A 23,986-nucleotide genomic window follows, 5' to 3' on the forward strand; every position below is an offset into this window, starting at 1 on the left:
GGCCAATGGGTCCCGGATAGCCTTCGCTGCGCTTCGGCTTCCGGGATGACGACGGTGTCGGCGTGGTCGTTCAGGAGGAGGCGGATGTGCCAGTGTTTCCAGCCACACCCTCCGCCATCGCGACTGCCTGCTCGATGCGGCGCTGTCGCGTCTGCTGCTGCCCGGCCCGGCTGATCCAGTCGAGGATTAGCCGCCTGGACGGTGTCGGCAGCCGTTCGAAATTGCGGTAGGCGGCGCGGTTCTTGTCGAACTCCTGCCGCAGATCGACCGGCAGGCTGGCCGGGAAGGCGCCGGCCGCTGTCTCCCAGTTGCCGGCGCTTCTGGCCAGGCGTATGGCGGCAAGGCCGGGCTCCCGCATCAGGCCCCTGTCGATCAGGCTTTCGGCGCGTTCGCGGCTGATCCTGTCCCAGACGCCGTCGACCGGACGCGGCGAAAAGGTGAGGTGGAAACTGTCGGTGTCGCGCCGCGAAGCCCGGCCGTCGGCCCAGCCGTAGCAGAGCGCATCCTCGATCGCCTGATGGAAGTGGATGCCCGGCGCCTCGCTGGTCTTGTGACGGATGAGGAGGCTCACGCCTCGGGCGGTGCGCCCATTGGTTTCCAGCCAAGCGCGCCACTCCGCGCTGGAGGCGACGGCAAGCATCGGGAAATCGTCGCGGGTGCTGGGTTCGTCGATCCGCATCGCTCGTCTTCCTACCCCCCGGGGTCGCCGGTACTATAAGCGGGGCAGGAGTTCCTACAAAGTCCCAGAATGGAAAAAGGCCGGGTTTCCCCGGCCTTTTCAATGATTTGAACTATCAGGTGCTGCTTTCCCCCGCTTTCGCGGCTTTATGGAAGAACGCCCACAATGAGGGCGCCAATGAATGCAAACGCAGCACAAATCATCAATGCGTTGAGTGGCCTCGTTAGTCCCATGACATAGCCTCCTCTTGGAAAACTATGGCCAGAGTCTAGAGGCAATCAGGCAACACACAAGAAGAAAATGTGCTGCAATGCGACAAGCCTTTAGAAAATTCGACCTGTCTCTTGCCCCTATGCCTTGAATTCCTTGGCGAAACAGCGGTGAGCCGGCTGTGCATAAATTGTGTCTGAAAGGTGTCAGCGACGGGCGAAAAGACGCCCGTCTATGGTGACCAGGCCAAGCCCGATCAGCACCATCCCGATAAGCTCGAGCAGCTCGATGCGCTCGCCCAGGAAAGCGATGCCAAGCAGGATGGCGCTGACCGGCACGATCAGCGTCACCAGCGACGCGTTGGTAGCTCCGGCGGAGGCGACCAGGTTGAAATAAAGGATGTAGGCGAAGGCGGTGGACAACAATGCCAGGCCGAACACAGCAGTCCACACCGGCGTGCTCGCCACGAACAAGCCGCCCGGTCCGACGGCAAGCAGCGCAACCGGGATCATGATGATGGTGGAGGCGGTCAACTGGCCAGTCGCCAACACCGGCGGCGGTACGCTCTTCAGCCGCCGCGCCACCATCAGTGCGAAGGCATAGGAGAGCGAGGCACCGATCAGCGCGAATTTCGGCCAGACCGGTCCGCCAAGGCCCGCCAGTACGCCCGGGCCGACCATGACGGCGGTGCCGGCGATGCCGAGGCCGATGCCGGCGAGCTTGTTCACGGACAGTTTCTCGTCGGTGGTCATCGCATTGGCGACGATCAACGTCCAGAACGGCGTCGTCGCGTTGAGCACCGAGGCTATACCTGCGCCGAGCTGGGTCTGGCCGGCGAAGATCAGCGCGAAGGGGATGACGTTGTTGGTGAGCGCCAGCAGGAAGAACAGGCCGGCATGGGGCAGCGCCAGCTGGAAGGAGGGGCCGCGCAGGAGGAGGAAGACATGCAGTGCGGCCGCCGCGATCGCCACGCGAAACAACACCAGCACCAGCGGGTGCATTTCCGCTACCGCGATGCGGGCGAAAAAGAACGAGCCGCCCCAGATGGCGCCGAGCAGCAGAAGCTGGCCCCAGTCCCTCGCGCTCATCGGCCCGGTGGAAACGGTCTGTGTCGTTGCGGTGCTCATGGCTGGCGGTTCCCTCCCGTGCAGCGCGTTGCTGTCGGGCAAGATTAGCCGCTCTTAGGCTCGCGGCCACCCGAATCCTGCCGTCGGCGGCTTTATTCCTGCCAATTCCTTTTGCTGGATCAGTAATGAAGCGAACAGACATGGAAGTGTTTTCTTTCCCGGCTAGCGTGAAATAATTACGCACCGAGAACAGGGATTCGCCCCATGCAGCGATTCGAAAACGCCCGCGAGGCAGCCCTCGCGCTCCGCCCCGACGATCCGATCTATTGCTTCCGCCCTCAGGTGCTGAAGGACGATGCCCGGCAATTCATGCAGATGTTTCCGGGCAAGACCGCCTATGCGGTCAAGACCAATGGCGAGCAGATCGTGCTGAAAGCGCTGGCCGAGGCAGGCGTTACCGCCTTCGACGTGGCGTCTCCAGGTGAATTCGCCGCCGTGCGCGCCATCTCGCCGGATGCGGAAATGCTCTACATGCACCCGATCAAGGCGCAGTCGGACATCAAGCTGGCGCTGGAGAAATACGGCATCCGCGTCATCGCCGTCGACCATGAGGACGAGATCACCAAGCTGACGCGGGTGGTGCGCGCGCTCGACATCGACCCCGGTGCGATCACCGTCTTTGTCCGTGTCCAGACCAAGGGCCACGCCGCCTATGAGCTGTCGAAGAAGTTCGGCGCCGGGCCGGCCAACGCGGTGGAACTGGCGGAGCGGCTGGCGCGCACCGGCTACAAGGTCGGGCTGTGCTTCCATGTCGGCAGCCAGATCGAGGACCCCGACACCTATGAGCGGGCACTCGCCTCGGCCGACTGGGTGCGCAACCGGCTCTCCTTCGATCTCGCCGGGCTCGATGTCGGCGGCGGCTTCCCGGCCGAATATGGCCACGACCCGAACCGCAAGCATGTCGAAATGCCGTCGCTCGGCCAGATCATGTCCAGGCTGTCCGGCGATCTCAAGGAATACGGTTTTGACCAGATGCCGCTGGTGGCCGAACCCGGCCGGGTGATCGTGGCGCGCTGCCTGTCGCTGATCGTGCGTGTGTTGCTGCGCAAGGGCAGGCGGCTCTACATCAATGACGGCATCTGGGCGTCACTGTCGGATTCGTGGACCGGCAAGATCACGCTGCCGGCGCGTTTCATCCCCGATCCCGCGATCCGCTCGCGCAACGGCTCGGAAAAGAACATCGTGCCGTTCAAGGTGTGCGGGGCGACCTGCGATTCCGTCGACATCCTGTCGCGGCCGTTCTGGCTGCCGGAAACGGTGGATACCGGCGACTGGATCGAGATCGGCCATATCGGCGCCTATTCGCTGTCGCTGCGCACCCGCTTCAACGGCTTTTATCCAGACACCTTCGTGGAAGTGACGACGCCCTTCGACGAGGGCGAGGCGCCGCAGGGCTTCGCCAGTCTGGAGACGATGGCGGATTGAGTTCGAGGGTTCAACCTATTGGGAGATCGACCGTGAAAGGCATTGCATTTCTCGCAGGCTCGCTGCTGGCGATGACTGTCGTCGCATCGGCGACGACCGTGGCGATCAAGCTGCCGGGGAAGGAAAAACCTCAGACCACAAAAGCGACCTACACCTGCCCCGGGCGCAAAATGACGGTCACCTACATCAACACCAGCGCCAACCAGTTCGCCGTGCTGGATCTCGGCAAGACCACCGTCGTCACCGTTTCGGTGATCAGCGGTTCCGGCGCGCGCTATGTCGGGCAGCAATACGAGTGGTGGACCAAGGGCAAGGAAGCGACCTTCACCGACCTGATGCAGAACCCGCAGAAACCGGTGACCTGCACCGAAGCCAAATAGCTACGACGAGAGCTTCGCGAGCAGGTCCGGCGTCGGCCAGCCGTCGGCTGGAATGCCGAGCCTGATCTGCTCCTTGCGCACGGCATCGCGCGTGTTGGTGCCGAGGATGCCGTCGACCTTGCCGACGTCGTAGCCCTTGGCTTCCAGTTTGTTCTGCAGCTCCTTCATCTGGTCCATGCTGAGGCCGGGCTCGGGATCGCGCGGGTCATAGGCCGGGGCGCCGGCAAAGCGGGTCGCCAGAACGGCGGCGGTCAGCGCATAGGTGAAGGACTGGTTCCACTCGATATAAACGTCGAAGTTCTCGTAGGTCAGGAAGGCGGGGCCCTTGCGGCCCATCGGTAACGCCAGGCCGGCCTTCAGTCCGTTGTCCTTGAGCGGCGAGCCGTCGGGATTGGTGAGGCCCCATGCGTTCCACTGGCTGATCAGCATCTTGTTGGTGCGCGCCGTCTGTTCCCAGGGCAAGGTGTCGGGCACGCGCACTTCCTGCACCCAGGGTTGATCGCGCTTCCAGCCCTTGATCTCGAGCTTCTTGGCGGTGGTCATGATGACGTCGGGCGCGCTGTTGCGCAGGTCGACCTTGCCGTCGCCGTCGCCATCGACGCTGTCTTCCAGATAGTCGATCGGCAGCATCTGGGTCTGGCCGATCTCACCGGCCCAGGCGCCCTTGACGTCGGCGGGCAGGTCGCCGCGGTCGATCAGCTTGAGCAGCGGCACGATCTGGCGACGGAAGGTGGCCGGGCGGCGGCAGTCATGCGACAGCGTGACCAGCGCGTTCAGCGTGCCGAAATCGCCCTGGACGGCGCCGAAATCGGTCTCCAGCGCCCAGAATGCGGTGACGATGGCCGGCTGCACGCCGAATTCCTGCTGGGCGCGGGCGAAGACCGAGCCGTATTTCTGCATCATCGCGGCGCCTTGCTTCAGCCGGTAGGCCGAGATCATGCGGCCGGAGAACTGGGTGAAGGTCTGCGAGAACACGCCTTGCGAGCGGTCGCGCGCCAGGACGCGGGTGTCGATGCGCGAATCCTCGAGCGCCTCGAGGCCGGCGGCGCCGACGCCGGCGGCCTTGGCCTCCTCGGTGATGCCCTGCTTCCAGGCATCGAAGTCGCCGCCGCAAGGTGCTGCAGTCGGGTCAAACTGTGCGCCGGCGCCGGCATCGGGCTGGACGCCGGCAGCGGGGGTAACCTGCTGTTGCGTGGGCGCGGATTCCTGCGCCATGGCGGGAGCTGCCACCAATACCGGCAGCAGCGCAGCAATGAGCTGGGAGCGCAGTCGCATGGTCTTCCTTTCGGACTGATTACGTGGCGCGGCGCAAATGGCCTGCGCGGTCAGTGTCGAAAAGCAGGCGAGGGCCGCCCTGTCAACGGGTGTTCTGACGCAGCCACTTGTTCCAGGCGGCCTCGGTACCGTTGAAAACGTTGATGTCGGCATCGCCCTTCATGCCTGGAATGACCCCGGTTCCGGTGTATTGCCAGAAGGTGAAGGGGTGGCTTCCGTATTTCTTGGTGGGATGGCCGGCGACCGAGCGCAGCCAGTAGGGATAGCCGCGGAAGGTCGACAGGTTGTTGTCGTCGAAGAAGTCGACGGAGGTGTAGATGATCGGCTTCTTGCCGTAGTGCTTCTCGACCATCTGCAGGAAGATGGTCATCTCCGAACGCACCGTCTCGGCAGGCGGACGCAGCTTGCAGGTCGGCGATTGCGGGTTCCATTCCATGTCGAGCACGGGCGGCATCGAGGAGCGCTCGTTCGGCACGTTCTCGATGAACCAGCGCGCTTGTTCGGCCGCCGGGCGGCAGAAATAGTAGAAATGGTAGGCCGCGCGGGGAACACCCGCTGCTTTCGTGCTGCGCCAATGCTCTGCGAACATGTCGTCGACGCGGTCGCCGCCCTCCGTCGCCTTGATAAAGGCGAAGGAAACGCCGTTGGCTCTCGCCTTCGGCCAGTCGACGGATGTCTGGTATTTGGACACGTCGGTGCCGTGGACGGCATAGTTCCAGGGCGCGCCACTGTCCCATTCATGCGGGTTGGAATCGGCGAAGCGGGGTGCCCGCACGACCACGGAGCCGGCGCCGGAACTGGAGCCCGAGCCGGACGCCACCGGGCTAAGCGTGTCGACCGTAGAACAGGCGGAAAGCGCCAGCAGGGAAAAGGCGATCGCGAGACGGCGCATCCGATATTCAGGTCCAGACCGGAGGCCGCCGGTTGCGGATGGGTCGTTCTGCCGGTCCTTAGCCGGTTGCGGCGTGCCCACCTGGCCGCAACACATCCCTCTGTCATCGCCCAACATGGTTGATAATCGGTTGATGCCAGGCGAAGTGCAATGGGTCGCGGTCCCATCGCAGGGGAGGGAGTTAAGCCTGACAAGCCTGCTTTCCCTAAGGGAAATTAGCGCGGCGACATCCGCTGTTGCGATCTTGGTGCCAATCGCGGCAGATTGCGGCACCGACTGTTGGGAGGCAGGGCATGCGTGTCATCGGCAAGATTTTCAAATGGCTGCTCTGGCTGATCGTCGTCGCCGTTATCGGCGGGGCGGTCTGGCTGTGGATCGCGCCGCCGGTCTTGATCCGGGTCGCCGCCAACTACACGGCCAAGATCGTCTGCTCGAACGTCTTCCTGGCCGGGCGCGATGCCGGGCAGGTTCTGGCGGTGGACGTGCAGGCGCCGGGTCATCCGATCCTCAAGCTGATGATGCTGAATGTCGACAAGAGCGGCGGCACGGTCAGCGCCGGCCTGCTTGGTATCTTCGGCAAGGGGACGGCGGTGCTGCGTCCGGGGCTCGGCTGCACCGACGTGCCCGACGGCAATGTGGCTGCAGCCAAGGCAATCAGCACCGATATCGTCACGCCGCCGACGGTGGCCGACGCGCTGTGGCCGGAAGGCGGCCGTGTCGAGCCCTCGCAAAACCCGGAGATTGCGAAAATCCTTGACGATGCGGGTCTGACCGGTCCGGGCATGCGCGCCGTCGTGGTGGCCCAGAACGGCCGCATCCTCGGCGAGCGCTACGGTGCCGGTTTCTCCGAAAACACGCCGCTGCTCGGCTGGTCGATGACCAAATCGGTCAACGCCGCGATCGTCGGCACGCTGGTCAAGGAAGGCAAGCTTGCCATCACCGACCAGGGCCTGTTCGCCGACTGGAAGGCCGACAAGCGTGCCGCGGTCACGCTGGCCGACATGATGGCAATGTCGAGCGGGCTGGAGTTCAACGAAGACTATGGCGCGGTCACCGACGTGACACGCATGCTCTACCAGCAAGGCAACATGGCCGATTTCGCCTCCAACAAGCCGCTGACGGGAGAGCCCGGCAAGGTCTATTCCTATTCGAGCGGCACGGCGGTGATGCTGTCGCGCATCTGGCAAAACACCTTCGCCGACCCGAAGCAGGCGCTGGCATGGCCGCGCCAGAAGCTGTTCCAGCCGATCGGCATGAACAGCGCGGTGCTGGAGACAGACCAGCACGGAACCTTCGTCGGCTCGTCCTATCTTTACGCCACGGCGCGTGACTGGGCACGCTTCGGCCAGTTCCTGTTGCAGGACGGCGCCTGGAACGGCCAGCAGATCCTCCCCGACGGCTTCGTATCGTGGATGCGCGAGCCGGCGCCAGCCTCCAAGAATGTCTATACGCGAGGCCAATTGTGGATCGAGGCGCCCGGCAACGAGAACGACCCCGGCGCTACCGCCCGGGCCGGCGTGCCGGCGGACACCTATTGGCTCGAAGGGCATGACGGACAGACCGTCGCGGTCGTGCCGTCGCAGAAGCTGGTCGTCGTGCGGCTGGGGCTGACGCCGTTCAAGCTCGGCTACCGGCCGCAGAACCTGACGGCGGCGCTGGCAAAGGTGCTGAAGTAAGGGCGCTGTTTCCTTCTCCCGCGAGGGAAAAAGGGGTCAGCGTCGGGCTATCGCCAGCCATGCGTAGCCGCGATAAAGTCTTTCGAATGAAAGGCTTGCGCCGGCTTTGGCGGATTCCGATTCAAGCACTTCGTGCAGCGATTCACGCGGACTGACGTGGAATTTCCGCAGCCACGCCTGAAGCAGCGAGCGGAACCAGCCGGGCAGCTTTTCCTGCTGGCCGAAATCGACGACATGCAGCGATCCGCCGGGTGCCAGCGCGGCAAGCCCGGCGGCCACGGTCTTTTCCCAACTGGGGATCATCGACAGCGAATAGGACACGAAGACGCGGTCGAAATGCGCGACGCCGAACAGCGCCTGGGGATCGAAGTCGGTGGCATCCGCGCGGGCCAAAACAGCGCGGCCGGCGATACCGTCGCGAACGATCGCGGCCTGCGCGCTGTCCAGCATCTCGGCTGAGATGTCGAGGCCATAGAGACGGGCGTCAGGATAGTGTCGGGCGGTCAGCACAAGGTTGCGGCCGGTGCCGCAACCGAGTTCCAGCACACTGCCGCCGGCCGGCACGTCGAGACCGGCGATCAGCCGGTCGCGGCCGAGCAGATAATATTTGCGGGTCAGGTCATAGATGTGGCGCTGCCAGCGATAGACGCCGTCCATCAGTTCGGCATGATTGGCGGGAAGCTCCTGCGTGCTCATCAGCCGCGCTTCACGTAGAGGTGGAAGCCGCCATAGATCGCCGAGCGGTCGCGGGCGGAATAGTCGCGCGAGGCTTCGTCCTCGTAGTGCCACTGGTCGAGCAGGGAGGCGGAGACACGGCCCGGCAGCAGGCTGGGCTCGGCGGCGGTGCGGAAGATGACGCGCGCGCCGGGCGAGGCGGCGCGGGTGATCTCGGTCCACAGCGCGTTGAGCTGCTCGTCGGTCATCCAGTCCTGCGCGTCGAGCAGGATGAAGCGGTCGACCGTGCCGGCGTCCTTGCCGGCCAGGAATTCGATCATGTTGGCATGGTGGATGCCGACGCGGTCGACATTGGCCTTCAGCGTCGCGTGGTTTTCCTTTTCCAGATAGGCTGGCAGGGCTGCCTCGCCCGGATTGGGATAGCGGCGCGCGAAAGCCTGCCAGGCGAAATAATTGTCCTTCAGCGGGAAATCGCAAGCGAGCTTTTCGAGGCGCGCCTTCAGCACCGAGGCCATCGAGCCATCGCCGGAGGTGATGAGGGAATCGTATTGCGCCGGCGGGATGCCCAGGCCGAACAGCGAGGCCTTGCGCGAGGTTGCCCAGCGCAAAAGCTTGTTGTCGAAGACCGGCGCCAGCTTCTCGTCGAAGAAGCGGCGCTGCTCGGCGAGATCGGTGGCAGCCATGATGCCGGACGGATCGACGCCGAACAGGCGGCCGGCGCGATGGCCGGTGGCGATGAACAGGCCGAGCAGGCCGGTGCGGTAGAAATTGCGATTGAACACCTCGATGCGGCGGCGACCGCGCCAATTGCGCTTTTCCCAATAGTGGCGGCTGACCGGATCGAGATTGGGCGCGATGAAACGGTCATAGGCGGCGGAATTGTGCTCGGCGCCGGCCGCGCCGAAGAAGCGGAACAAATCGGCCTGCGTCGGCAGATCACGCACGGCGGTGAGCTTCATGCGGTTCAGCGCGATATGGGCCGCGTTGAGGTCGACGGCGTCGATTTTCGCCGGCGAGCGCGTGAGATAGGCCAGGATGTTGCAGCCGCCCGAGGCGATGGTGACGACGCGGTGGCCTTCGCCGAGCTGCATCGCCTCGATGTCGATATCGGGGTCTTCCCAGATCTGCGGGTAGACGAGACCGGAAAACAGCAGCGCGAACAGGCGCTCGGAAATGCCCGCCTTGGAGAGGGCGCGGTTCTGGTAGACCGCCTTTCCCACTTCCTTGCCGCGCCTGAAAACCAGTTCCGCAGAAACGTCCGACATGGCAAGGCGATTCCCCGTTTACATTGGGCGAAGCGCGTAGCGCAGCGGCATGACAGTGCGGTGACGCGGGGGTGACGGGCACATGACGCGGCGGAGTCGGCTTGCGCTCGGCGGCCGGCTTGTCCATTTTTCGGGGGCATAGATCGGAGACTTTTATGACTCGACGCGATTTCGACCCCACGACCGTCGTTCCGGACGGTCGTTCACCGGCGAAGGCCCGGCTTTTCGACGCCGCGCTGCCGGGTCCTTATCGCGGGTCTGTCAATGGCGAGACCTTGCCGACCGAGGTCACAATATTGACCTATGGCAACGATGAGCCCGGCACGGGGCCGGTGCTGCACATCCACCCCTATGACGAAATCTTCGTGGTCCAGCAGGGCCGCGCGCGCTTTTTCGTCGGCGACGAGGTGATCGACGCGGAGGCCGGCGACGTCGTGCTCGGACCGGCCGCCCTGCCGCACCGCTTCATCAATCTGGGGCCGGGGCGGCTGCAGACGCTCGACATCCACCTGTCGCCGAAGTGGATCCAGACCAACCTGGACTAGGGACGACGCGCTTCATCCCGCGCCATAGCCGCCCGGCGTCGGCGTCGTCACGATCACCGCCTCGCCTTTCTCCAGCACGGTCTGGTCGCAGGCTTTCAGCACATCGACGCGGCCGTCGAGGCGGCGCACCTTGGTCGAGCCCACTTCGCCGTCGCCGCCGCCATCGAGGCCTTGCGGCGGGCGCGAGCGGTGCGAGGAGAGGATCGCGCACTCCATCTTCTCCAGGAAACGGATCGAGCGGCGGGTGCCATCGCCGGCGCTCCAGCGACCCTTGCCGCCGGAGCCTTGGCGAATGCGGAAGTCCTCCAAAAGCACGGGGAAACGCAATTCGAGGATTTCCGGGTCGGTCAGGCGCGAATTGGTCATGTGGGTGTGTACGCCGGACGTGCCGGCAAAGCCGCGGCCGTCATTCATGCGCCCCGCCGGCGAGCCCGAGCAGATGGTCTCGTAGTATTGGTAGCGATCGTTGCCGAAAGTCAGGTTGTTCATCGTGCCCTGCGCGTTGGCCATGGCGCCCATGGCGCCGAACAGCGCGTTGGTGACGTGCTGCGAGGTCTCGACATTGCCAGCGACGACGGCGGCAGGGTAGGCCGGCTTGAGCATCGAGCCGTCCGGGATGACGATGGTGATCGGCCGCAAGCAGCCAGCGTTCATCGGGATGTTGTCCTCGACCATGACGCGGAAGGCGTAAAGCACGGCCGCCCGCGCCACCGGCTCCGGCGCGTTGAAATTGTTCTTCATCACCGGCGAGGTGCCGGTGAAGTCGACGGTGGCCTGGCGCCTGCCGCGGTCGATGGCGATGCTGACCTTGATGACCTGGCCGGTATCGGTGGCATAGGCATAGGCGGAACTGTCCGGCAGCCGGTCGAGCACGCGCCGCACGCTTTCGGCCGCATTGTCCTGGACATGGCCCATATAGGCTTCGACGACGTCGAGGCCGAAATGCTCGACCATGCGGCGCAGCTCGGCGACGCCCTTTTCGTTGGCGGCGATCTGTGCCTTGAGGTCGGCAACGTTCTGGGCGGGATTGCGGGCAGGGTAGCGATGGTCGGTCAGCAGGTGGACGAGTTCTGTCTCGCGGAATCGGCCTTGCTCGACCAGTCGGAAATTGTCGAACAGCACGCCTTCCTCGTCGACTGTGGTTGCCAGCGGGGTCATCGAACCGGGTGCCGTTCCGCCGACATCGGCATGGTGGCCGCGCGAGGCGGTCCAGAACAGGATGTTCTCCCGTGCGTCGTCGAACACCGGCGTCACCACGGTGATATCCGGCAGATGGGTGCCGCCATTGTAAGGGGCGTTGAGGGCGAAGACGTCGCCCGGCCGGATGTCGCCCTGGTTGAGGCGGATGATTGTTTCGACCGAGCGGTCCATCGAGCCCAGATGCACCGGCATGTGCGGGGCGTTGGCGACCAGCGCGCCGTTGCGATCGAAGACGGCGCAGGAGAAATCGAGCCGCTCCTTGATGTTGACCGAATAGGCGGTGTTCTGCAGCGTCACGCCCATCTGCTCGGCGATCGACATGAACAGGTTGTTGAACACCTCCAGCATGACCGGGTCGGCTTCGGTGCCGAGTGCCGCGCGGCGTTGCTTTTTCTCCGCGCGGCGCAAGAGCACATGGTTGCGCGCCGTGATCTCGGCCCGCCAGCCGGGTTCGACGACGATGGTCTGGTTCGGCTCGATGATCAAAGCGGGGCCGGCGACCTTGTTGCCGGCATTCATCGCCTCACGCCGGAAAATGCCGGCCTCGTGCCATTTACCCTCGCAATAGACCCGTCTGGTCTCTGGAGCTGCCGCGTCGATTTTCGCGAGCGGAGCACTGGCCTCGCCCAGGCCATTCCGGGCTTGTTCCCATCCCTCGACAGCGCCGGTTTCGACGATCATCGGCTTGTCGGCATAGACGAAGCCGAACTGCGCCTTGTGCATGGCCTCGAAATCGCGCTTCGCCGCCTCAATGGAGCCAGCGGAAAAATCGACCGGCAGAGCGGTGTCGGTGCCGTCATAGCGGATATGCAGCACCGGCCTCGTCTCGATGCCGGTTGCCGCGACGCCTTGCTCCGCAAGCTCGTTCACAACCGCCTCGCGCAGGGCAGCCAGCGCGTCCTCGATCTCAGCCAGCGCGCTCTCGGCAAGCGGCGCCAGCAACGCCTTTTGGCGCGATGCGAACACCGAGGACAGGCCGATGCCATAGGCTGACAGAAGGCCGGAAAGCGGATGGATCAGCACCGCCTCCATGCCGAGCGCATCGGCCACCAGGCAGGCATGCTGGCCGCCGGCGCCGCCGAAGCAGTTCAGCAGATATTCGGTGACGTCGTAGCCGCGCTGCACCGAAATCTTCTTGATGGCGTTGGCCATGTTTTCCACCGCGATGGTGACGAAGCCTTCGGCCACCGCCTCGGGGCTGCGGTCGTCGCCGATCTCCGTTGCCAGCGCGATAAATTTTGCCCGTACCGCCTCGGCATCCAGCGGCCGGTCTTGTCCAGGGCCGAAGATCGACGGGAAGAAATCGGGCTGCAGCTTGCCCAGCATGACATTGGCGTCGGTGACGGCGAGCGGGCCGCCGCGGCGATAGCTGGCGGGGCCGGGATTGGCGCCGGCGGAGTCCGGGCCGACGCGGAAGCGGCCGGCCTCGAAATGCAAGACCGAGCCGCCGCCGGCGGCGACGGTGTGGATGCGCATCATCGGTGCGCGGATGCGCACGCCGGCGACCTCGGTGTCGAAGGCGCGTTCGTAGTCGCCGTCATAATGGGCGACGTCGGTCGAGGTGCCGCCCATGTCGAAGCCGATGACTTTCTCGAAGCCGGCGAGCCGCGCGGTTTCCACCATGCCGACGACACCGCCGGCCGGGCCGGACAGCAGCGCGTCCTTGCCCTGGAACTTGTCGGCCGCGGTCAGGCCGCCCGAGGACATCATGAACGTCAGTCTCGGGCTCGCGGCCGAGCGCTCGCTGGGCTGTGCCGACACGATGCCCAGTTCGCCCGCCACCCGCTGCACGTAGCGCGACAGGATCGGCGACAGGTAGGCGTCGACCACTGTGGTATCGCCGCGCCCGACCAGCTTGATGAGCGGCGACACTTCGTGGCTCACCGAAACCTGCGAGAAGCCGGCTTTGTGGCAGACCTTGGCCACCGCCTTCTCATGCTCGGGATATTTCCAGGCATGCATGAAGACGATGGCGACAGCGTCGATGCCGTCGGCCTTGGCCTGTTCGATCGCCGGCTTGACATTGGCGATGTCGAGAAGCCGTTCCACGCAGCCGTCAGCGCGCACCCGCTCGTCCACCTCGACGACGCGCTCGTAGAGCTGTTCGGGCAGGATGATCTCCTTGGCGAAGATGTCGGGGCGCGCCTGATAGGCGATGCGCAACGCATCGCGAAAACCCTTGGTGATGAGCAGCAAGACGCGGTCGCCCTTGCGCTCCAGCAGCGCGTTGGTGGCGACCGTGGTGCCCATGCGCACCTCGCCGATGGCATCGGCCGGAATGGCCGTGCCGGGCGCGAGGCCGAGCAAGGTGCGAATGCCATGGATGGCGGCGTCGGGGTAGGCCTCCGGGTTTTCCGACAACAGCTTCATGGGATGGAGCGCACTGTCCGGTCCGCGCCCGATGACGTCGGTGAAGGTACCGCCGCGGTCGATCCAGAAGTCCCATTTTCCGTTCATCGACCGTCCTCTCGATGCCATTGCCCTCCCTGTTAGAGCCGATGGCGCGGCCCGGCAACGGCCGATCGCGTGGGTTCGGCTGTTACAGAGCGAAACGCAATGTGACGAAACGGATGCGCGTCTGCGGCATTGAACCGATGCCGCCCTTCACAAGGGGGTGAAGTTGCGAAGGAGAAAAGCGATGAAAAACCTCGTTCTTGCCTCGGTTTCGGCGTTGCTGTTGCTCGGTGTCGCCGCCTGCAGTGAAAACAGCGGCGGCGGCAGTGGTACCGGCACGGACAAGACCACGACGGAAAGCACGACGCCGCCTCCCGCCGACGTGCAGCCGATGAAGCCTGCGACCCCGCAGGCGCAGCCGCCAGCCGACAACACCATGAAGCCGGCGCAGCCGAACTCCACGGCACCGGCGCAATAAGCGCGGGAAGTCCTGGCTTGAAGCGGCCGGTCGATGCCGGCCGCGCAAAAACGAAGAAGGCCGGGCGTGTCCCGGCCTTTTTCTTGGTTTCTAGCGGTCAGTTGTCGAGACGTTCTGGTCTCAGACGGAAAATCCGCGATCCGGCCGGTCTGCATCGACCGACCTGCCAGCGCGGCCGGCAACGAGCCGCAGCCAGGGCGGCAGGTGGAAAGCGCTCATCAGCAGATACATCATCACCATGCCGTTGAGCGGCAGGGCGTCCGCCATGGAGGAGCAGATCATGTCCGCCCCTCCGGTGACGGCGCTGAGCAGCGCCATTGCAGCGAAGGTCGGCGTGGCAGCGAGGCAGAGCCAATCCGTGAAGCCTGCCGTTGCGCCGCGCGGCCCGTTGGGCGTGTTGCTTCCGGTTCGATCAAGCGCGAACATAGTCGTTACGCCCGACCGTATTCGTCGTTGCGGCGCCACCAGAAACCGGTTTCGTTGCGGCCTTTGGGAGCACGGTCCAGCCACTGATACATGCCCCAGATACCGTCCAGGCCACGCGAATAGGCGGAATAGGTGTGGTAGACCTGCCCGTCTTCCAACACGAAGGCGCTGAGGCCGGGCAGATCGCGCAAGAAGGTGGCAGCGTCGGTTCCGGTCGTGGCGGCAAACTGGGCGACCGGACTGTCGTCGTCGCGCGGCTGCGATTTGCTGTCGGTCAGTTCCGCTGCTGGTCCAGCCATCGCTGGCTCGCGGCGATAGTTGTAGTCGATGCCGGCGCGCTGCTGCTCTTCGCTGAACCAGACGCCGAAATCGCTGTTGAAATCGCTGCCGAAGGAGGAAGCCCAGTCGAAGCTCCATCCCATGCGCTGCCTGTAAGCGAGCAGCTTTTCCAGCGGTGCCCGCGAGATGGCGGTGAAGGCAACGTCATGGTTTTCGAGGTGCACGACGCTGCCGTTGACGCCGTCGGCGATCGAGGAGCAGGAGGGGCAACCGGCCTTGTAGTCGGGGCCGAACATGAAATGATAGACGAGCAGCTGCGAGCGGCCCTTGAAGAGGTCGACCAACGAGGCGCTGCCGGCGGCGGTGTCAAAGCGATAGTCCTTGTCGATCCGCACCCATGGCAGTTTTTGGCGCAGCTCGGCCAGTGCGTCGCTGCGCCGCGTCAATTCCTTTTCGGCCGCGAGCAGGTCGAGCCGCGCTTCGAGCCATTGTTTGCGCGTTCCTGTCACATGCATCGTCATCGAACGTCTCCTTGTGAACTCTCGGCGGACCGTCACTGGTCCGGCCGTTTGCTTCGGAATAGGATCAGGCTAAGCCCGGAGCGCGCGATGGCGGGAGTTACAAATTTGACGGGATTGCCATGGACTCGCTGATCACCGCGGCAGCCCGCGCTCTGGCGGCCGGTGATCCGCTTGGCGCCTTGAAGCGGGTCGGCCTGCGCGATGACGCGCCGGCGCTGGCTTTGCGCGGTATCACCATGGCGCAGCTTGGCGACTTCGCCCGGGCAAAGATGCTGCTCAAGAACGCGGCGCGTGCCTTTGGTCCGAAGGAAGCGGTGGCGCGCGCGCGTTGTGTCGTCGCCGAAGCCGAGATCGCGCTGGTCTCGCGCGACCTCGGCTGGCCGGTGAAGGCGCTCGATGCCGCCCGAGCGACGCTGGAAGCCCATGGTGATCGCGTCAACGCTGCTCACGCGCGCAATCTCGAAATCCGGCGCCTGCTGTTGATCGGCCGCCTCGACGAAGCCGAACGCCTGCTGACGGAAGCCGACGTCGGACCCTTGCCACCGGCGGCAAGGGCTTCGCGCGAGCTGGCGGCGGCCGGCATCGCGATCCGGCGCCTGCAGACCAGGGCTGCGCGGGCCGCTCTTGCGCGGGCCGGCGAGGCAGCGCGCCAGTCGGGCATCGGCGCGTTGATCGCCGAGGTGGAGAGCGCCGCCGTGGTGCTTGAGGCACCCGCCGCGCGGCTGATCGCCCATGGGCAGGCACGCCCCTTGCTGCTCGACGAGGTCGAGACGCTGCTGGCGTCCGGGTCGCTGGTGGTCGACGCCTGCCGCAACGTCGTGCGCGGCGGCGGCATCGTGGTGCCGCTGGCGACGCGCCCGGTGCTGTTCGCCCTTGTGCGCGAACTGGCTGAAGCGTGGCCGGGCGATGTGTCCCGAAGCACACTTCTGCTGCGTGCCTTTGGCGCGAAATATGCCGATGAATCGCATCGTGCGCGGCTGAGGGTCGAGATCGGTCGCCTGCGCGCGGAACTCAGGATGCTGGTCGAGGTGAACGCGACCAGCGAGGGTTTTGCGCTTGCGCCGCGCCGGTCCGCCGATGCGGTGGTGCTGGCACCGCCCGTCGAGGAGGAAAATGCGGCGGTGCTGGCTTTCCTGGCCGATGGCGAAGCCTGGTCGAGCTCGGCTCTGGCACTCGCGCTCGGCGCCAGCCCGCGCACGGTTCAGCGGGCGCTGGAGCAGTTGGCCGCGGCCGGCAAGGTCCACTCGTTCGGCCGTGGCCGGGCGGTTCGCTGGATGACGCCGCCGGTGCCGGGTTTCCCGACAGCCTTGTTACTCCCGGGACCGCTGCCGAGCGACTAGAGTGGCTTTGAAGGACAGGAGCCGCAGGGCTCCGTGCTCCAATATTGAAACACGAGGCTGAACCATGAAACGCACCGCCGCCGAAATCATCCGCGAATACGGTCCCTTTCCGGGCGTCGAAAAGGTGGCTGGCGTGACCTTCGATGGCCGCAATGTCTGGTTCGCCTCCGGCGACAGATTGAACGCGCTCGACCCGGCAAGCGGCGAAACCGTGCGCTCGATCGATGTTGCCGCGCATGCCGGAACTGCTTTCGATGGCCAGCATCTCTACCAGATCGCCGAGGACCGCATCCAGAAGATCGATCCAGCGAGCGGGCGCGTTCTGGCAACGATCCCGGCACCCGGCGGCGGTGGCGATTCCGGCCTTGCCTGGGCCGAGGGCTCGCTATGGGTGGGGCAGTATCGCGATTGCAAGATCCACCAGATCGATCCGGAGACGGGAACCATCCTGCGCACGATTTCCTCCAACCGCTTCGTCACCGGGGTGACCTGGGTGGACGGCGAACTCTGGCACGGCATGTGGGATGGCGAGGAGAGTGAGGTCCGGCGTGTCGATCCGAAGACCGGAGAGGTGCTGGAACGGCTGGAGTTGCCGGCCGGCTCAGGCGTTTCCGGGCTTGAATCCGACGGCGGTGACCGCTTCTTCTGCGGCGGCGGCCACTCCAGCAAGATAAGGGCGGTGCGCCGGCCGAACCGGACGGCCGCCTAGGGCGTTATCGCTCAAACGGCTTTCGCCGAACCGGCCCATGACGCGATCGTGCCTTGATAGCGCCATGCGCTTGGTTCTAAGAGAAGCGCATGTCGATTTGGGACCGCATTGGTGATTTCATCGCCCGCCTTTCCGCCTCCGCCACGGCTGGCATCGCCGAGGTGGTCGAGGCCGTGCGCACGGTGTTTTCCGGCGACGCGGAACTGCGCCGGCGCGTCTCGTTCTCGGTGGCGATGATCGCGCTGTCGGCCAAGATGGCCAAGGCCGACGGCGTCGTCACCCAGGACGAAATCCGCGCTTTCCGCGAGATTTTCGAAGTGCCGCCGGAAGAGACGCATAATGTGGCGCGGCTCTACGATCTGGCCAAGCAGGACGTTGCCGGCTTCGAGGCCTATGCCGAGAAGATGGCGGGGCTGTGCGGCTCCGGCCACGCCAACTGCATGATGCTGGAAGATATTCTCGACGGTCTCTTCCACATCGCCACCGCCGACGGCGTTTTGCATGAGCGGGAAGGGCAGTTCCTGCACCGGGTCGCCGAAATCTTCCGCATCGAGGACGTGCATTACCAGCGTATCATGGCGCGGCATGTGCATCTTGGCGCCGACGACCCCTATGTCGTGCTCGGCATCGAGCGCGGCCAGCCCTTCACCGAGGTGAAGAAGCGCTACCGCAAGCTGGTGTCCGAAAACCACCCGGACCGGCTGATCGCGCGCGGCCTGCCGCAGGAATTCATCAAGATCGCGACGACGCGTGTTGCCGCGATCAACGCGGCCTACGAGTTGATCGAACGGGACCTCGCCCCGGCATGAGCGGCTTTTCGCCCGACCATGCCGGAGCAGACGTCAGGGTATCGCCCAATTTCGGCCCGCGCCGCGGACCGTTCCGGCCAGACATGATCGTGCTGCACTATACGGGCATGGCGAGCGGAGAAGGCGCCGAAGCCTGGTTGTGCGACCCGGCGAGCGAGGTGTCGTCGCATTATCTGGTGCACAAGGACGGGCGGATCGTGCAGATGGTGCGCGAAAGCGACCGTGCGTGGCACGCGGGCAAGAGTTTCTGGCGCGGCCATGCCGACATCAACTCGGCTTCCGTTGGTATCGAGATCGTCAATCCCGGCCATTCCCTGGATTATCCGCCTTATCCGAAGCGGCAGATCGAGGCGGTGATCGGGCTTTGCGCCGGGATTGTGGCTCGCCACGGCGTCGTGCCGGAACGTATTCTGGCGCATTCGGATGTGGCACCCGGTCGCAAGGTCGATCCCGGCGAAAGGTTTCCGTGGAAGGCGCTGCATGCTGCCGGCATCGGCCATCTGGTGCCCGCGGCGCCGATCCGGCAAGGGGCGGCATTGCGCGAAGGCGACCAGGGCGCTCAGGTCGAGGAATTGCAGTCGCTGCTGGCGCTTTACGGCTATGGTCTTGGAATCACGAGGATTTTCGACCCCGCCACGCGGATCGCGGTAGAGGCCTTCCAGCGTCATTTCCGGCCGCGCCTCGTCGACGGCGTCGCCGATGGCTCGACGATCAGGACGTTGAAGCGGCTGGTTGCTTCCGCGGCGGCAAGTCTAGCCTGACCATCGTTGCGCTTCCGTTTAATATTACAATTTGTAATATGAATTGAATTGCCCGGCCTTCATTGCCGCCAAATCGGGTTTCAAAGGCAAGTCCACACCAATGCCGGACTATTGCCAAGGCTAGTTCGTCATTCATGACAGGATGTAGCGCGAAGTTCTTCGCGCGGCCAAGAAAAACAGGATCGTATGCAAAAACCGTTCGTTGTAGCGGCAGCCTTTGCTGCCGGGATGATTTCTATTGCCTTCACGTCGCAGGATAGCGCCGCGGCCAGTCCAAGGGCTGACCAGACCGCCCCAGCCGCCAATCAGACGATAGCCAAGCCGGCCAAGGCCAAGCAGGTCGTGGCGCGCTCCAAGACCGCTGCCGAGCCGTGCCCCTATCTGTTCGGCTGCGCGAAGGACAACAAGACCGCGTCGAACACCAAGGCCGGCAAGACGGTCAAGGTCGCCAAGGGCGACAGGGTCAGCAAGGGCGACAGGGTCGGCAAGGCCAGGAGGAAAGTGATGGTCGACATGACGACCACAGCCTCGATCGCGCCGCGCACCACCAAGCCTTATTACGCCGGTGGAACCGACGTGCGTTATTCCGATATCGTCGCCCGCTATGCCGCCAGCTACGGCGTGCCGGCCAGGCTGGCGCATGCCGTCATCAAGGTCGAAAGCAACTACCGGCCCGGTATGGTCGGCAGCGCCGGCGAGATCGGCCTGATGCAGATCAAGCCTGCCACCGCGCGCATGATGGGCTACAGCGGCTCGGCCAACGGGCTGCACAACCCCGAGACCAACATCAAATACGGCATGAAGTATCTGGCGATGGCGCAGGAGCTCAGCGGCGGCACCACCTGCGGCACCATTCTCAAATACAATGCCGGCCATGCCGCCAAGCGCATGAACCCGATCTCGGCGGCCTATTGCCGGAAGGTGCAGGCGCAGCTCGGCGGCGCCAGCTAAGCACGATCTCCTTGGGACCCATTTGAGCCGGCTGCGGTTTTCGTTTGCCTTTTCGCTTGCGAATGCCTTTATACGCCCTGCCAGCCGGCCGGGCGGCCGCACCAGCAAGAGCCGAAAGGCTGCGGGTGAGGAAAGTCCGGGCTCCATGGAGACACGGTGCCGGTTAATGGCCGGCGGGGGCGACCCCAGGGAAAGTGCCACAGAAAGCAAACCGCCGCGGTTCTCCGCGGCAAGGGTGAAAGGGTGGGGTAAGAGCCCACCGCGCGACCGGCAACGGGAGCGGCAGGGCAAACCCCACCGGGAGCAAAACCGAATAGGGGCGGTACGAGGGGAAACCCTCAGGGCTGTTTCCGGCCCACCGCCCGGGTAGGTTGCGTGAGGCGTATGGCAACATGCGCCCAAGATGAATGGCCGCCACGTTCCGCTCCGCAAGGGGCGGGGCCATACAGAACCCGGCTTATAGGCCGGCTGGCATTTTTCTCAGGATTTCAGTGGCTTCGGGCGACTTGATCGGATTTCGATTCAGGTCGTTCGGAGTTTGATTCAGCCGCGCCGCCTAAGCCGCCGCAATCCTGTCCAGCGATGCCTTGATCGCAGCCCACAAATCCTCCGCCGGCTCGCAGCCGATCGCCAGCCTGACGAAACCGGGCGGCACGGCGTCGCCGCGCTTGGTGCGGCGCTCGGCCGAGGTGTGGACCCCGCCGAAGGAGGTGGCGGCGGCCATCAGTTCGCAGCCATTGATGAAATTCTCGGCCTCGTCTTCCGACCCGAGCACGAAGCTGATGAGGAAGCCGAAGCGCTCCATCTGCGTGCTGGCAAGGTTGTGCGACGGGTCGCCGATGAGACCGGGAAAGCGGAGCGCCTTGACCGCCGGATGCGCCTTGATGCGCGGCGCGATCAGCTCTGCCGATGTACACATGCGGTCGAAACGCACATCGAGCGTCTCCAGCCCGCGATGCAGCAGCCAGGCGTCGAAGGGGCTCGGAATGCTGCCCGAAGTGGTGCGCCATTCCTTCACGGCCGCCATGACGTCAGCGTTGCGGCTGGCGACATGGCCGGCCAGCACGTCGGAATGGCCGTTCGGCGCCTTGGTGTCGGCCGCCACGACGATGTCGGCGCCGAGGTCGAGCGGGCGCTGGCCGAAGGGCGTCATGGTGGTGTTGTCGACGATAAGCAGGCCGCCGGCCTTGTGGATCGCTTCGGCGGCGGCCGCGATGTCGCAGATATCCAGCATCGGATTGGAAGGGCTTTCGACGAAGACCAGCCGGTAGCCGTCAAAACCGCCGTCGAGGAAGGAGGCTGTCGGGCGGGTGTCGAAATGGACCCCGAAGGCGCGCAGGAAGCGATCAGCCAGGATGCGTGTGGTGTGGTAGCCGTCGGTCGGCAAGAGGATGCGGTCGCCGGTTTTCAGAAGCGCGAAGAACGCCGCGGAAATCGCCGCCATGCCCGACGGGAAGGCAAGGGCCGGCGCGTTCTCCAGATAAGACAGCATCTCTTCGGTTCCATCCCAGGTCGGGTTCGAGAACCGGCCATATTGATGGAAGCCGGTCGAATCGCCGGGCGCATGGAAGGTGGATGCCATCGTCAGCGGTAGGGGAATGGAATCGCCCTTGGACAGACCGTCGCGCCTGAGATGAAGGAGCCCGGCGGCGCGGGAGGGAGCTGTTTCGGACATGGCGGATCTCGGGAAAAGGTCTCTGGAGAGGGTTGGAAAGCGTCGAAGCGGCGCTCGGGCGAGCATTTCAAACGCTATGCCTCGCTGCTTGCCGGGGCAAGGGCGGAGCCACTCTTAAACACTTCGTTAGGCTTAATGGAGGATAAATACGGCAGTGCCCGCAATGTCACCTTCTAAGGGGTTTGTGAAGCCTGTTCCCGTTGACGCCCATGATACCCCATGATATCCCATCTCGCTAATCAAGCCTTCGTTTCGTGTCAGGGTGAAGCGTACGCCGAACGGCCAACCGCGTCGGCTGTGCGTGTGTCGTTTTTCGCTCCGTCCGGCGCGGTGGGCCTGGTGAAGGGGCCGTGCCGCGGCGGCATGGCTGCGAGGATGTTGAGAGGTGCAGCGGCGCAAGCGGCTGTAGCGCGTCATGGACCGTTTTCTATCAAGCGCGGTGAACCGGATCGACGCCAAGGGGCGCGTCTCGGTGCCTGCGCATTTCCGCACGGTCCTGCAGAAACGCGGCTATTCGGAACTCTATGCACTGCGCTGCCTGGACCAGGCGGCGATGGATGTCGGCGGGCTCGATCTGCTCGACCGTTACGAGCAACGCATTGCGCAGGAGGATCCGTTCCTGCAGACGGCGGACGACATGTCCTTCTTCTGCCATGGCGACGGCACCTTCCTGAAGCTGGATCAGGATGGGCGCGTCACGTTGACCGATTTCATTCGCGAGCATACCGGAATAACAACCGAAGTGGCCTTCGTGGGGAGGGGCAGTTTTTTCCAGATATGGGAGCCGGGACGGCTGGCCGCCTATGGGGCGGCCGCGCGGTCCAGGCTCTTGCATCTTCGGCAGGGGACGAAGCCAGGGGAGCGGCCGGAATGACGGCGGGCCACGGCGATGATCTCCACGCCGCTGGCGGACCGGCCCGCCACATTCCGGTCCTCCTCGCCGAGGTCGTCGAGGCACTGGCGCCGCAGCGCGGCGAGGTGATCGTCGACGGCACTTTCGGCGCGGGCGGTTACACCAGGGCGGTTCTAGACAGCGGCGCATCGGTGATTGCCATCGACCGCGATCCGGACGCGATTTCAGCGGGCAGGGCGCTTGAACAGCAGGCCGACGGCAGGCTCCGCCTCGTCCATGCGCCTTTTTCGACGCTCGACCAGCATGCCGAGGGCGTCGACGGCGTCGTGCTTGACATCGGCGTTTCGTCCATGCAGCTCGACCAGGCCGAACGCGGGTTTTCCTTCCGTTTCGACGGTCCGCTCGACATGCGCATGGCGCAGTCGGGGATGAGCGCCGCCGACGTGGTCAACACCTTCAAGGCGGGCGACCTTGCCCGCATCTTCGGCTTTCTCGGCGAGGAGCGCCATTCGGGCCGCATTGCCCGCATGATCGAGACGCGGCGCGAGAAGAAGCCGTTCGAGCGCACGCTCGATCTCGCCGACGCCATCGAAACCCATATCGGCCGCAAGCCGGGCGACAAGATCCACCCGGCGACGCGGGTGTTCCAGGCGCTGCGCATCTTCGTCAATGACGAGCTTGGCGAACTGGCCATGGCACTGATCGCCGCCGAGCGGGTGCTCAGGCCCGGCGGGCGGCTCGTCGTCGTCACCTTTCATTCGCTGGAAGACCGCATCGTCAAGCGCTTCATCGCCGACCGCTCCGAACAGGCGGCCGGCTCGCGCCATATGCCGGAGACGCAGATCCGCACCGCCACGTTCCGCAAGGCGGGCGGCGGCGTGACGGCGGGCGAGGCCGAGCTTGCCGCCAATCCGCGCGCGCGTTCGGCCAGGCTGCGCGCCGCGATCCGCACCGAGGCGCCGGCCCGCGCGGGCGACCTGTCCATCTTCGGCCTTCCAAAACTTCCCGGCGTCAGCAAGCCGGGCGAGAGGTGAGCGCGTGTTCCGTACCAGTGACATCATCCTGATCGCCGTCATGGTCTCGGCGGCGGCCATGACCTACAAGATCAAGCGCGACGCCGAGGTGCAGCAGACCGCGGTCTACAAGCTGCAGTCTCAGATACGCACCGAGGAAGAGACGATCGAACTGCTCAGGGCCGACTGGAGCCTGCTGACGCAGCCGGCCCGCCTGCAGAAGCTGACCGAACTCTACAAGACACAGCTCAATCTCCAGTCCGTCGATGCGCGCCAGGTGGTCGGGCTGGATGACCTGCCGCAGCGGCCGCCGCTCTCCATCGAAGACATCATGGCCGAGAATGGCGCTGCCGGCATCGACAAGGAAAAGACCGCATCGATCGCCAAGGACAAGGCGGCGGAGAAACCAAAGCTGGCAGCCAAGGCCG

General features: G+C 64.9%; 22 protein-coding genes, 1 other RNA gene and 1 pseudogene. 14 read left to right on the plus strand and 10 right to left on the minus strand.

The genetic code is table 11. The features are described 5' to 3' along the window. Nucleotides 1-70: 70 nt before the first annotated feature. On the minus strand, nt 71-679 hold the full coding sequence (locus tag FZF13_RS18550; RefSeq protein ID WP_024923468.1) for a YdeI/OmpD-associated family protein: 609 nt from the start codon (nt 677-679) through the stop codon (nt 71-73). A gap of 416 nt (nt 680-1,095) precedes the next feature. Then, nucleotides 1,096-2,016 carry a DMT family transporter gene (locus FZF13_RS18555; RefSeq protein ID WP_024923467.1) on the minus strand — a complete coding sequence of 307 codons (921 nt, stop codon included), beginning with the start codon at nt 2,014-2,016 and terminating at the stop codon, nt 1,096-1,098. Nucleotides 2,017-2,220: 204 nt separating this feature from the next. On the opposite strand from FZF13_RS18555, the gene FZF13_RS18560 reads away from it, so the two are divergent. Beyond that, nucleotides 2,221-3,441: an alanine racemase gene (locus FZF13_RS18560; RefSeq protein WP_024923466.1), complete on the plus strand. Its 1,221-nt coding sequence runs from the start codon at nt 2,221-2,223 to the stop codon at nt 3,439-3,441. Nucleotides 3,442-3,473: 32 nt separating this feature from the next. Beyond that, complete coding sequence (locus tag FZF13_RS18565; protein WP_036254254.1) at nt 3,474-3,821, plus strand: MliC family protein; 348 nt, start codon at nt 3,474-3,476, stop codon at nt 3,819-3,821. On the opposite strand, the gene FZF13_RS18570 is transcribed toward FZF13_RS18565, so the two are convergent. Together FZF13_RS18570 and FZF13_RS18575 are read right to left on the minus strand one after the other, a co-directional pair. Continuing rightward, on the minus strand, nt 3,822-5,096 hold the full coding sequence (locus FZF13_RS18570) for a lytic murein transglycosylase (protein WP_024923464.1): 1,275 nt from the start codon (nt 5,094-5,096) through the stop codon (nt 3,822-3,824). It lies immediately after the preceding gene. An 82-nt stretch (nt 5,097-5,178) separates the two neighbouring features. Beyond that, complete coding sequence (locus FZF13_RS18575) at nt 5,179-5,988, minus strand: glycoside hydrolase family 25 protein (protein ID WP_024923463.1); 810 nt, start codon at nt 5,986-5,988, stop codon at nt 5,179-5,181. 293 nt (nt 5,989-6,281) lie between these two features. On the opposite strand from FZF13_RS18575, the gene FZF13_RS18580 reads away from it, so the two are divergent. Next, the gene (locus tag FZF13_RS18580) at nt 6,282-7,664 is read left to right on the plus strand and encodes a serine hydrolase domain-containing protein (protein WP_024923462.1); all 1,383 of its coding nucleotides are present in this window, start codon (nt 6,282-6,284) and stop codon (nt 7,662-7,664) included. A 36-nt stretch (nt 7,665-7,700) separates the two neighbouring features. On the opposite strand, the gene FZF13_RS18585 is transcribed toward FZF13_RS18580, so the two are convergent. Next, the gene (locus tag FZF13_RS18585) at nt 7,701-8,360 is read right to left on the minus strand and encodes a class I SAM-dependent methyltransferase (RefSeq protein ID WP_024923461.1); all 660 of its coding nucleotides are present in this window, start codon (nt 8,358-8,360) and stop codon (nt 7,701-7,703) included. Continuing rightward, nucleotides 8,360-9,604, minus strand: coding sequence for a BtaA family protein (locus FZF13_RS18590; RefSeq protein ID WP_024923460.1), 1,245 nt, complete (start codon nt 9,602-9,604; stop codon nt 8,360-8,362). Before FZF13_RS18590 ends, FZF13_RS18585 begins: the two co-directional genes overlap by 1 nt. Nucleotides 9,605-9,759: 155 nt before the next feature. On the opposite strand from FZF13_RS18590, the gene FZF13_RS18595 reads away from it, so the two are divergent. Continuing rightward, on the plus strand, nt 9,760-10,149 hold the full coding sequence (locus FZF13_RS18595) for a cupin domain-containing protein (RefSeq protein ID WP_024923459.1): 390 nt from the start codon (nt 9,760-9,762) through the stop codon (nt 10,147-10,149). A gap of 12 nt (nt 10,150-10,161) precedes the next feature. On the opposite strand, the gene FZF13_RS18600 is transcribed toward FZF13_RS18595, so the two are convergent. Next, nucleotides 10,162-13,806 carry a hydantoinase B/oxoprolinase family protein gene (locus tag FZF13_RS18600; RefSeq protein ID WP_024923458.1) on the minus strand — a complete coding sequence of 1,215 codons (3,645 nt, stop codon included), beginning with the start codon at nt 13,804-13,806 and terminating at the stop codon, nt 10,162-10,164. A gap of 181 nt (nt 13,807-13,987) precedes the next feature. On the opposite strand from FZF13_RS18600, the gene FZF13_RS18605 reads away from it, so the two are divergent. After that, nucleotides 13,988-14,221, plus strand: a complete 234-nt coding sequence (locus tag FZF13_RS18605; RefSeq protein WP_024923457.1) for a hypothetical protein — start codon at nt 13,988-13,990, stop codon at nt 14,219-14,221. A gap of 120 nt (nt 14,222-14,341) precedes the next feature. On the opposite strand, the gene FZF13_RS18610 is transcribed toward FZF13_RS18605, so the two are convergent. Both FZF13_RS18610 and FZF13_RS18615 read right to left on the minus strand, forming a co-directional pair. Further along, nucleotides 14,342-14,647, minus strand: a complete 306-nt coding sequence (locus FZF13_RS18610) for a hypothetical protein (protein ID WP_024923456.1) — start codon at nt 14,645-14,647, stop codon at nt 14,342-14,344. A gap of 5 nt (nt 14,648-14,652) precedes the next feature. After that, complete coding sequence (locus tag FZF13_RS18615; RefSeq protein WP_024923455.1) at nt 14,653-15,447, minus strand: DUF899 domain-containing protein; 795 nt, start codon at nt 15,445-15,447, stop codon at nt 14,653-14,655. A gap of 119 nt (nt 15,448-15,566) precedes the next feature. On the opposite strand from FZF13_RS18615, the gene FZF13_RS18620 reads away from it, so the two are divergent. The 6 genes from FZF13_RS18620 to rnpB all read left to right on the plus strand — a co-directional run bounded on the left by FZF13_RS18620 (nt 15,567) and on the right by rnpB (nt 20,493). Further along, nucleotides 15,567-16,787, plus strand: coding sequence for a hypothetical protein (locus FZF13_RS18620; RefSeq protein WP_024923454.1), 1,221 nt, complete (start codon nt 15,567-15,569; stop codon nt 16,785-16,787). A 64-nt stretch (nt 16,788-16,851) separates the two neighbouring features. Next, the gene (locus tag FZF13_RS18625) at nt 16,852-17,496 is read left to right on the plus strand and encodes a Vgb family protein (RefSeq protein ID WP_024923453.1); all 645 of its coding nucleotides are present in this window, start codon (nt 16,852-16,854) and stop codon (nt 17,494-17,496) included. A gap of 89 nt (nt 17,497-17,585) precedes the next feature. Next, entirely contained in the window at nt 17,586-18,305 is a 720-nt protein-coding gene (locus tag FZF13_RS18630) for a J domain-containing protein (protein ID WP_024923452.1), read from the plus strand. Next, the gene (locus tag FZF13_RS18635) at nt 18,302-19,066 is read left to right on the plus strand and encodes a peptidoglycan recognition protein family protein (protein ID WP_024923451.1); all 765 of its coding nucleotides are present in this window, start codon (nt 18,302-18,304) and stop codon (nt 19,064-19,066) included. Before FZF13_RS18630 ends, FZF13_RS18635 begins: the two co-directional genes overlap by 4 nt. 186 nt (nt 19,067-19,252) lie before the next feature. After that, nucleotides 19,253-20,017: a lytic transglycosylase domain-containing protein gene (locus FZF13_RS18640; protein WP_024923450.1), complete on the plus strand. Its 765-nt coding sequence runs from the start codon at nt 19,253-19,255 to the stop codon at nt 20,015-20,017. Nucleotides 20,018-20,097: 80 nt separating this feature from the next. Beyond that, nucleotides 20,098-20,493, plus strand: an RNA gene (gene rnpB / locus FZF13_RS18645) — RNase P RNA component class A. A gap of 80 nt (nt 20,494-20,573) precedes the next feature. Here the strand turns inward: rnpB and FZF13_RS18650 are convergent. Continuing rightward, a complete protein-coding gene (locus tag FZF13_RS18650; protein ID WP_024923449.1) occupies nt 20,574-21,692 on the minus strand; it encodes a cystathionine gamma-lyase in 1,119 nt (372 codons plus the stop codon). A gap of 415 nt (nt 21,693-22,107) precedes the next feature. Between FZF13_RS18650 and mraZ the strand changes: the two genes are divergently transcribed. The 3 genes and pseudogenes from mraZ to ftsL form a co-directional block, all read left to right on the plus strand. After that, a complete protein-coding gene (gene mraZ, locus FZF13_RS18655; RefSeq protein WP_024923448.1) occupies nt 22,108-22,566 on the plus strand; it encodes a division/cell wall cluster transcriptional repressor MraZ in 459 nt (152 codons plus the stop codon). Next, the gene (gene rsmH, locus FZF13_RS18660) at nt 22,563-23,579 is read left to right on the plus strand and encodes a 16S rRNA (cytosine(1402)-N(4))-methyltransferase RsmH (protein ID WP_024923447.1); all 1,017 of its coding nucleotides are present in this window, start codon (nt 22,563-22,565) and stop codon (nt 23,577-23,579) included. Before mraZ ends, rsmH begins: the two co-directional genes overlap by 4 nt. Before the next feature lie 4 nt (nt 23,580-23,583). After that, nucleotides 23,584-23,949, plus strand: a pseudogene (ftsL, locus tag FZF13_RS18665) (cell division protein FtsL); the annotation flags it as partial. Between the last annotated feature and the right edge of the window lie 37 nt (nt 23,950-23,986).

This window comes from Mesorhizobium terrae (genome assembly GCF_008727715.1).
Taxonomy (GTDB): Bacteria; Pseudomonadota; Alphaproteobacteria; order Rhizobiales; family Rhizobiaceae; genus Mesorhizobium; species Mesorhizobium terrae.

Bases quoted from the DNA above. Each gene is read 5' to 3' on its own strand.
- FZF13_RS18600 (WP_024923458.1), bottom strand. From the start codon at position 13,806: ATGAACGGAAAATGGGACTTCTGGATCGACCGCGGCGGTACCTTCACC.
- FZF13_RS18610 (WP_024923456.1), bottom strand. From the start codon at position 14,647: ATGTTCGCGCTTGATCGAACCGGAAGCAACACGCCCAACGGGCCGCGC.
- FZF13_RS18570 (WP_024923464.1), bottom strand. From the start codon at position 5,096: ATGCGACTGCGCTCCCAGCTCATTGCTGCGCTGCTGCCGGTATTGGTG.
- FZF13_RS18620 (WP_024923454.1), top strand. From the start codon at position 15,567: ATGGACTCGCTGATCACCGCGGCAGCCCGCGCTCTGGCGGCCGGTGAT.
- FZF13_RS18605 (WP_024923457.1), top strand. From the start codon at position 13,988: ATGAAAAACCTCGTTCTTGCCTCGGTTTCGGCGTTGCTGTTGCTCGGT.
- FZF13_RS18580 (WP_024923462.1), top strand. From the start codon at position 6,282: ATGCGTGTCATCGGCAAGATTTTCAAATGGCTGCTCTGGCTGATCGTC.
- FZF13_RS18650 (WP_024923449.1), bottom strand. From the start codon at position 21,692: ATGTCCGAAACAGCTCCCTCCCGCGCCGCCGGGCTCCTTCATCTCAGG.
- FZF13_RS18590 (WP_024923460.1), bottom strand. From the start codon at position 9,604: ATGTCGGACGTTTCTGCGGAACTGGTTTTCAGGCGCGGCAAGGAAGTG.
- FZF13_RS18575 (WP_024923463.1), bottom strand. From the start codon at position 5,988: ATGCGCCGTCTCGCGATCGCCTTTTCCCTGCTGGCGCTTTCCGCCTGT.
- FZF13_RS18550 (WP_024923468.1), bottom strand. From the start codon at position 679: ATGCGGATCGACGAACCCAGCACCCGCGACGATTTCCCGATGCTTGCC.
- FZF13_RS18595 (WP_024923459.1), top strand. From the start codon at position 9,760: ATGACTCGACGCGATTTCGACCCCACGACCGTCGTTCCGGACGGTCGT.
- FZF13_RS18630 (WP_024923452.1), top strand. From the start codon at position 17,586: ATGTCGATTTGGGACCGCATTGGTGATTTCATCGCCCGCCTTTCCGCC.
- FZF13_RS18615 (WP_024923455.1), bottom strand. From the start codon at position 15,447: ATGACGATGCATGTGACAGGAACGCGCAAACAATGGCTCGAAGCGCGG.
- FZF13_RS18625 (WP_024923453.1), top strand. From the start codon at position 16,852: ATGAAACGCACCGCCGCCGAAATCATCCGCGAATACGGTCCCTTTCCG.
- mraZ (WP_024923448.1), top strand. From the start codon at position 22,108: ATGGACCGTTTTCTATCAAGCGCGGTGAACCGGATCGACGCCAAGGGG.
- FZF13_RS18635 (WP_024923451.1), top strand. From the start codon at position 18,302: ATGAGCGGCTTTTCGCCCGACCATGCCGGAGCAGACGTCAGGGTATCG.
- FZF13_RS18640 (WP_024923450.1), top strand. From the start codon at position 19,253: ATGCAAAAACCGTTCGTTGTAGCGGCAGCCTTTGCTGCCGGGATGATT.
- FZF13_RS18585 (WP_024923461.1), bottom strand. From the start codon at position 8,360: ATGAGCACGCAGGAGCTTCCCGCCAATCATGCCGAACTGATGGACGGC.
- rsmH (WP_024923447.1), top strand. From the start codon at position 22,563: ATGACGGCGGGCCACGGCGATGATCTCCACGCCGCTGGCGGACCGGCC.
- FZF13_RS18555 (WP_024923467.1), bottom strand. From the start codon at position 2,016: ATGAGCACCGCAACGACACAGACCGTTTCCACCGGGCCGATGAGCGCG.
- FZF13_RS18560 (WP_024923466.1), top strand. From the start codon at position 2,221: ATGCAGCGATTCGAAAACGCCCGCGAGGCAGCCCTCGCGCTCCGCCCC.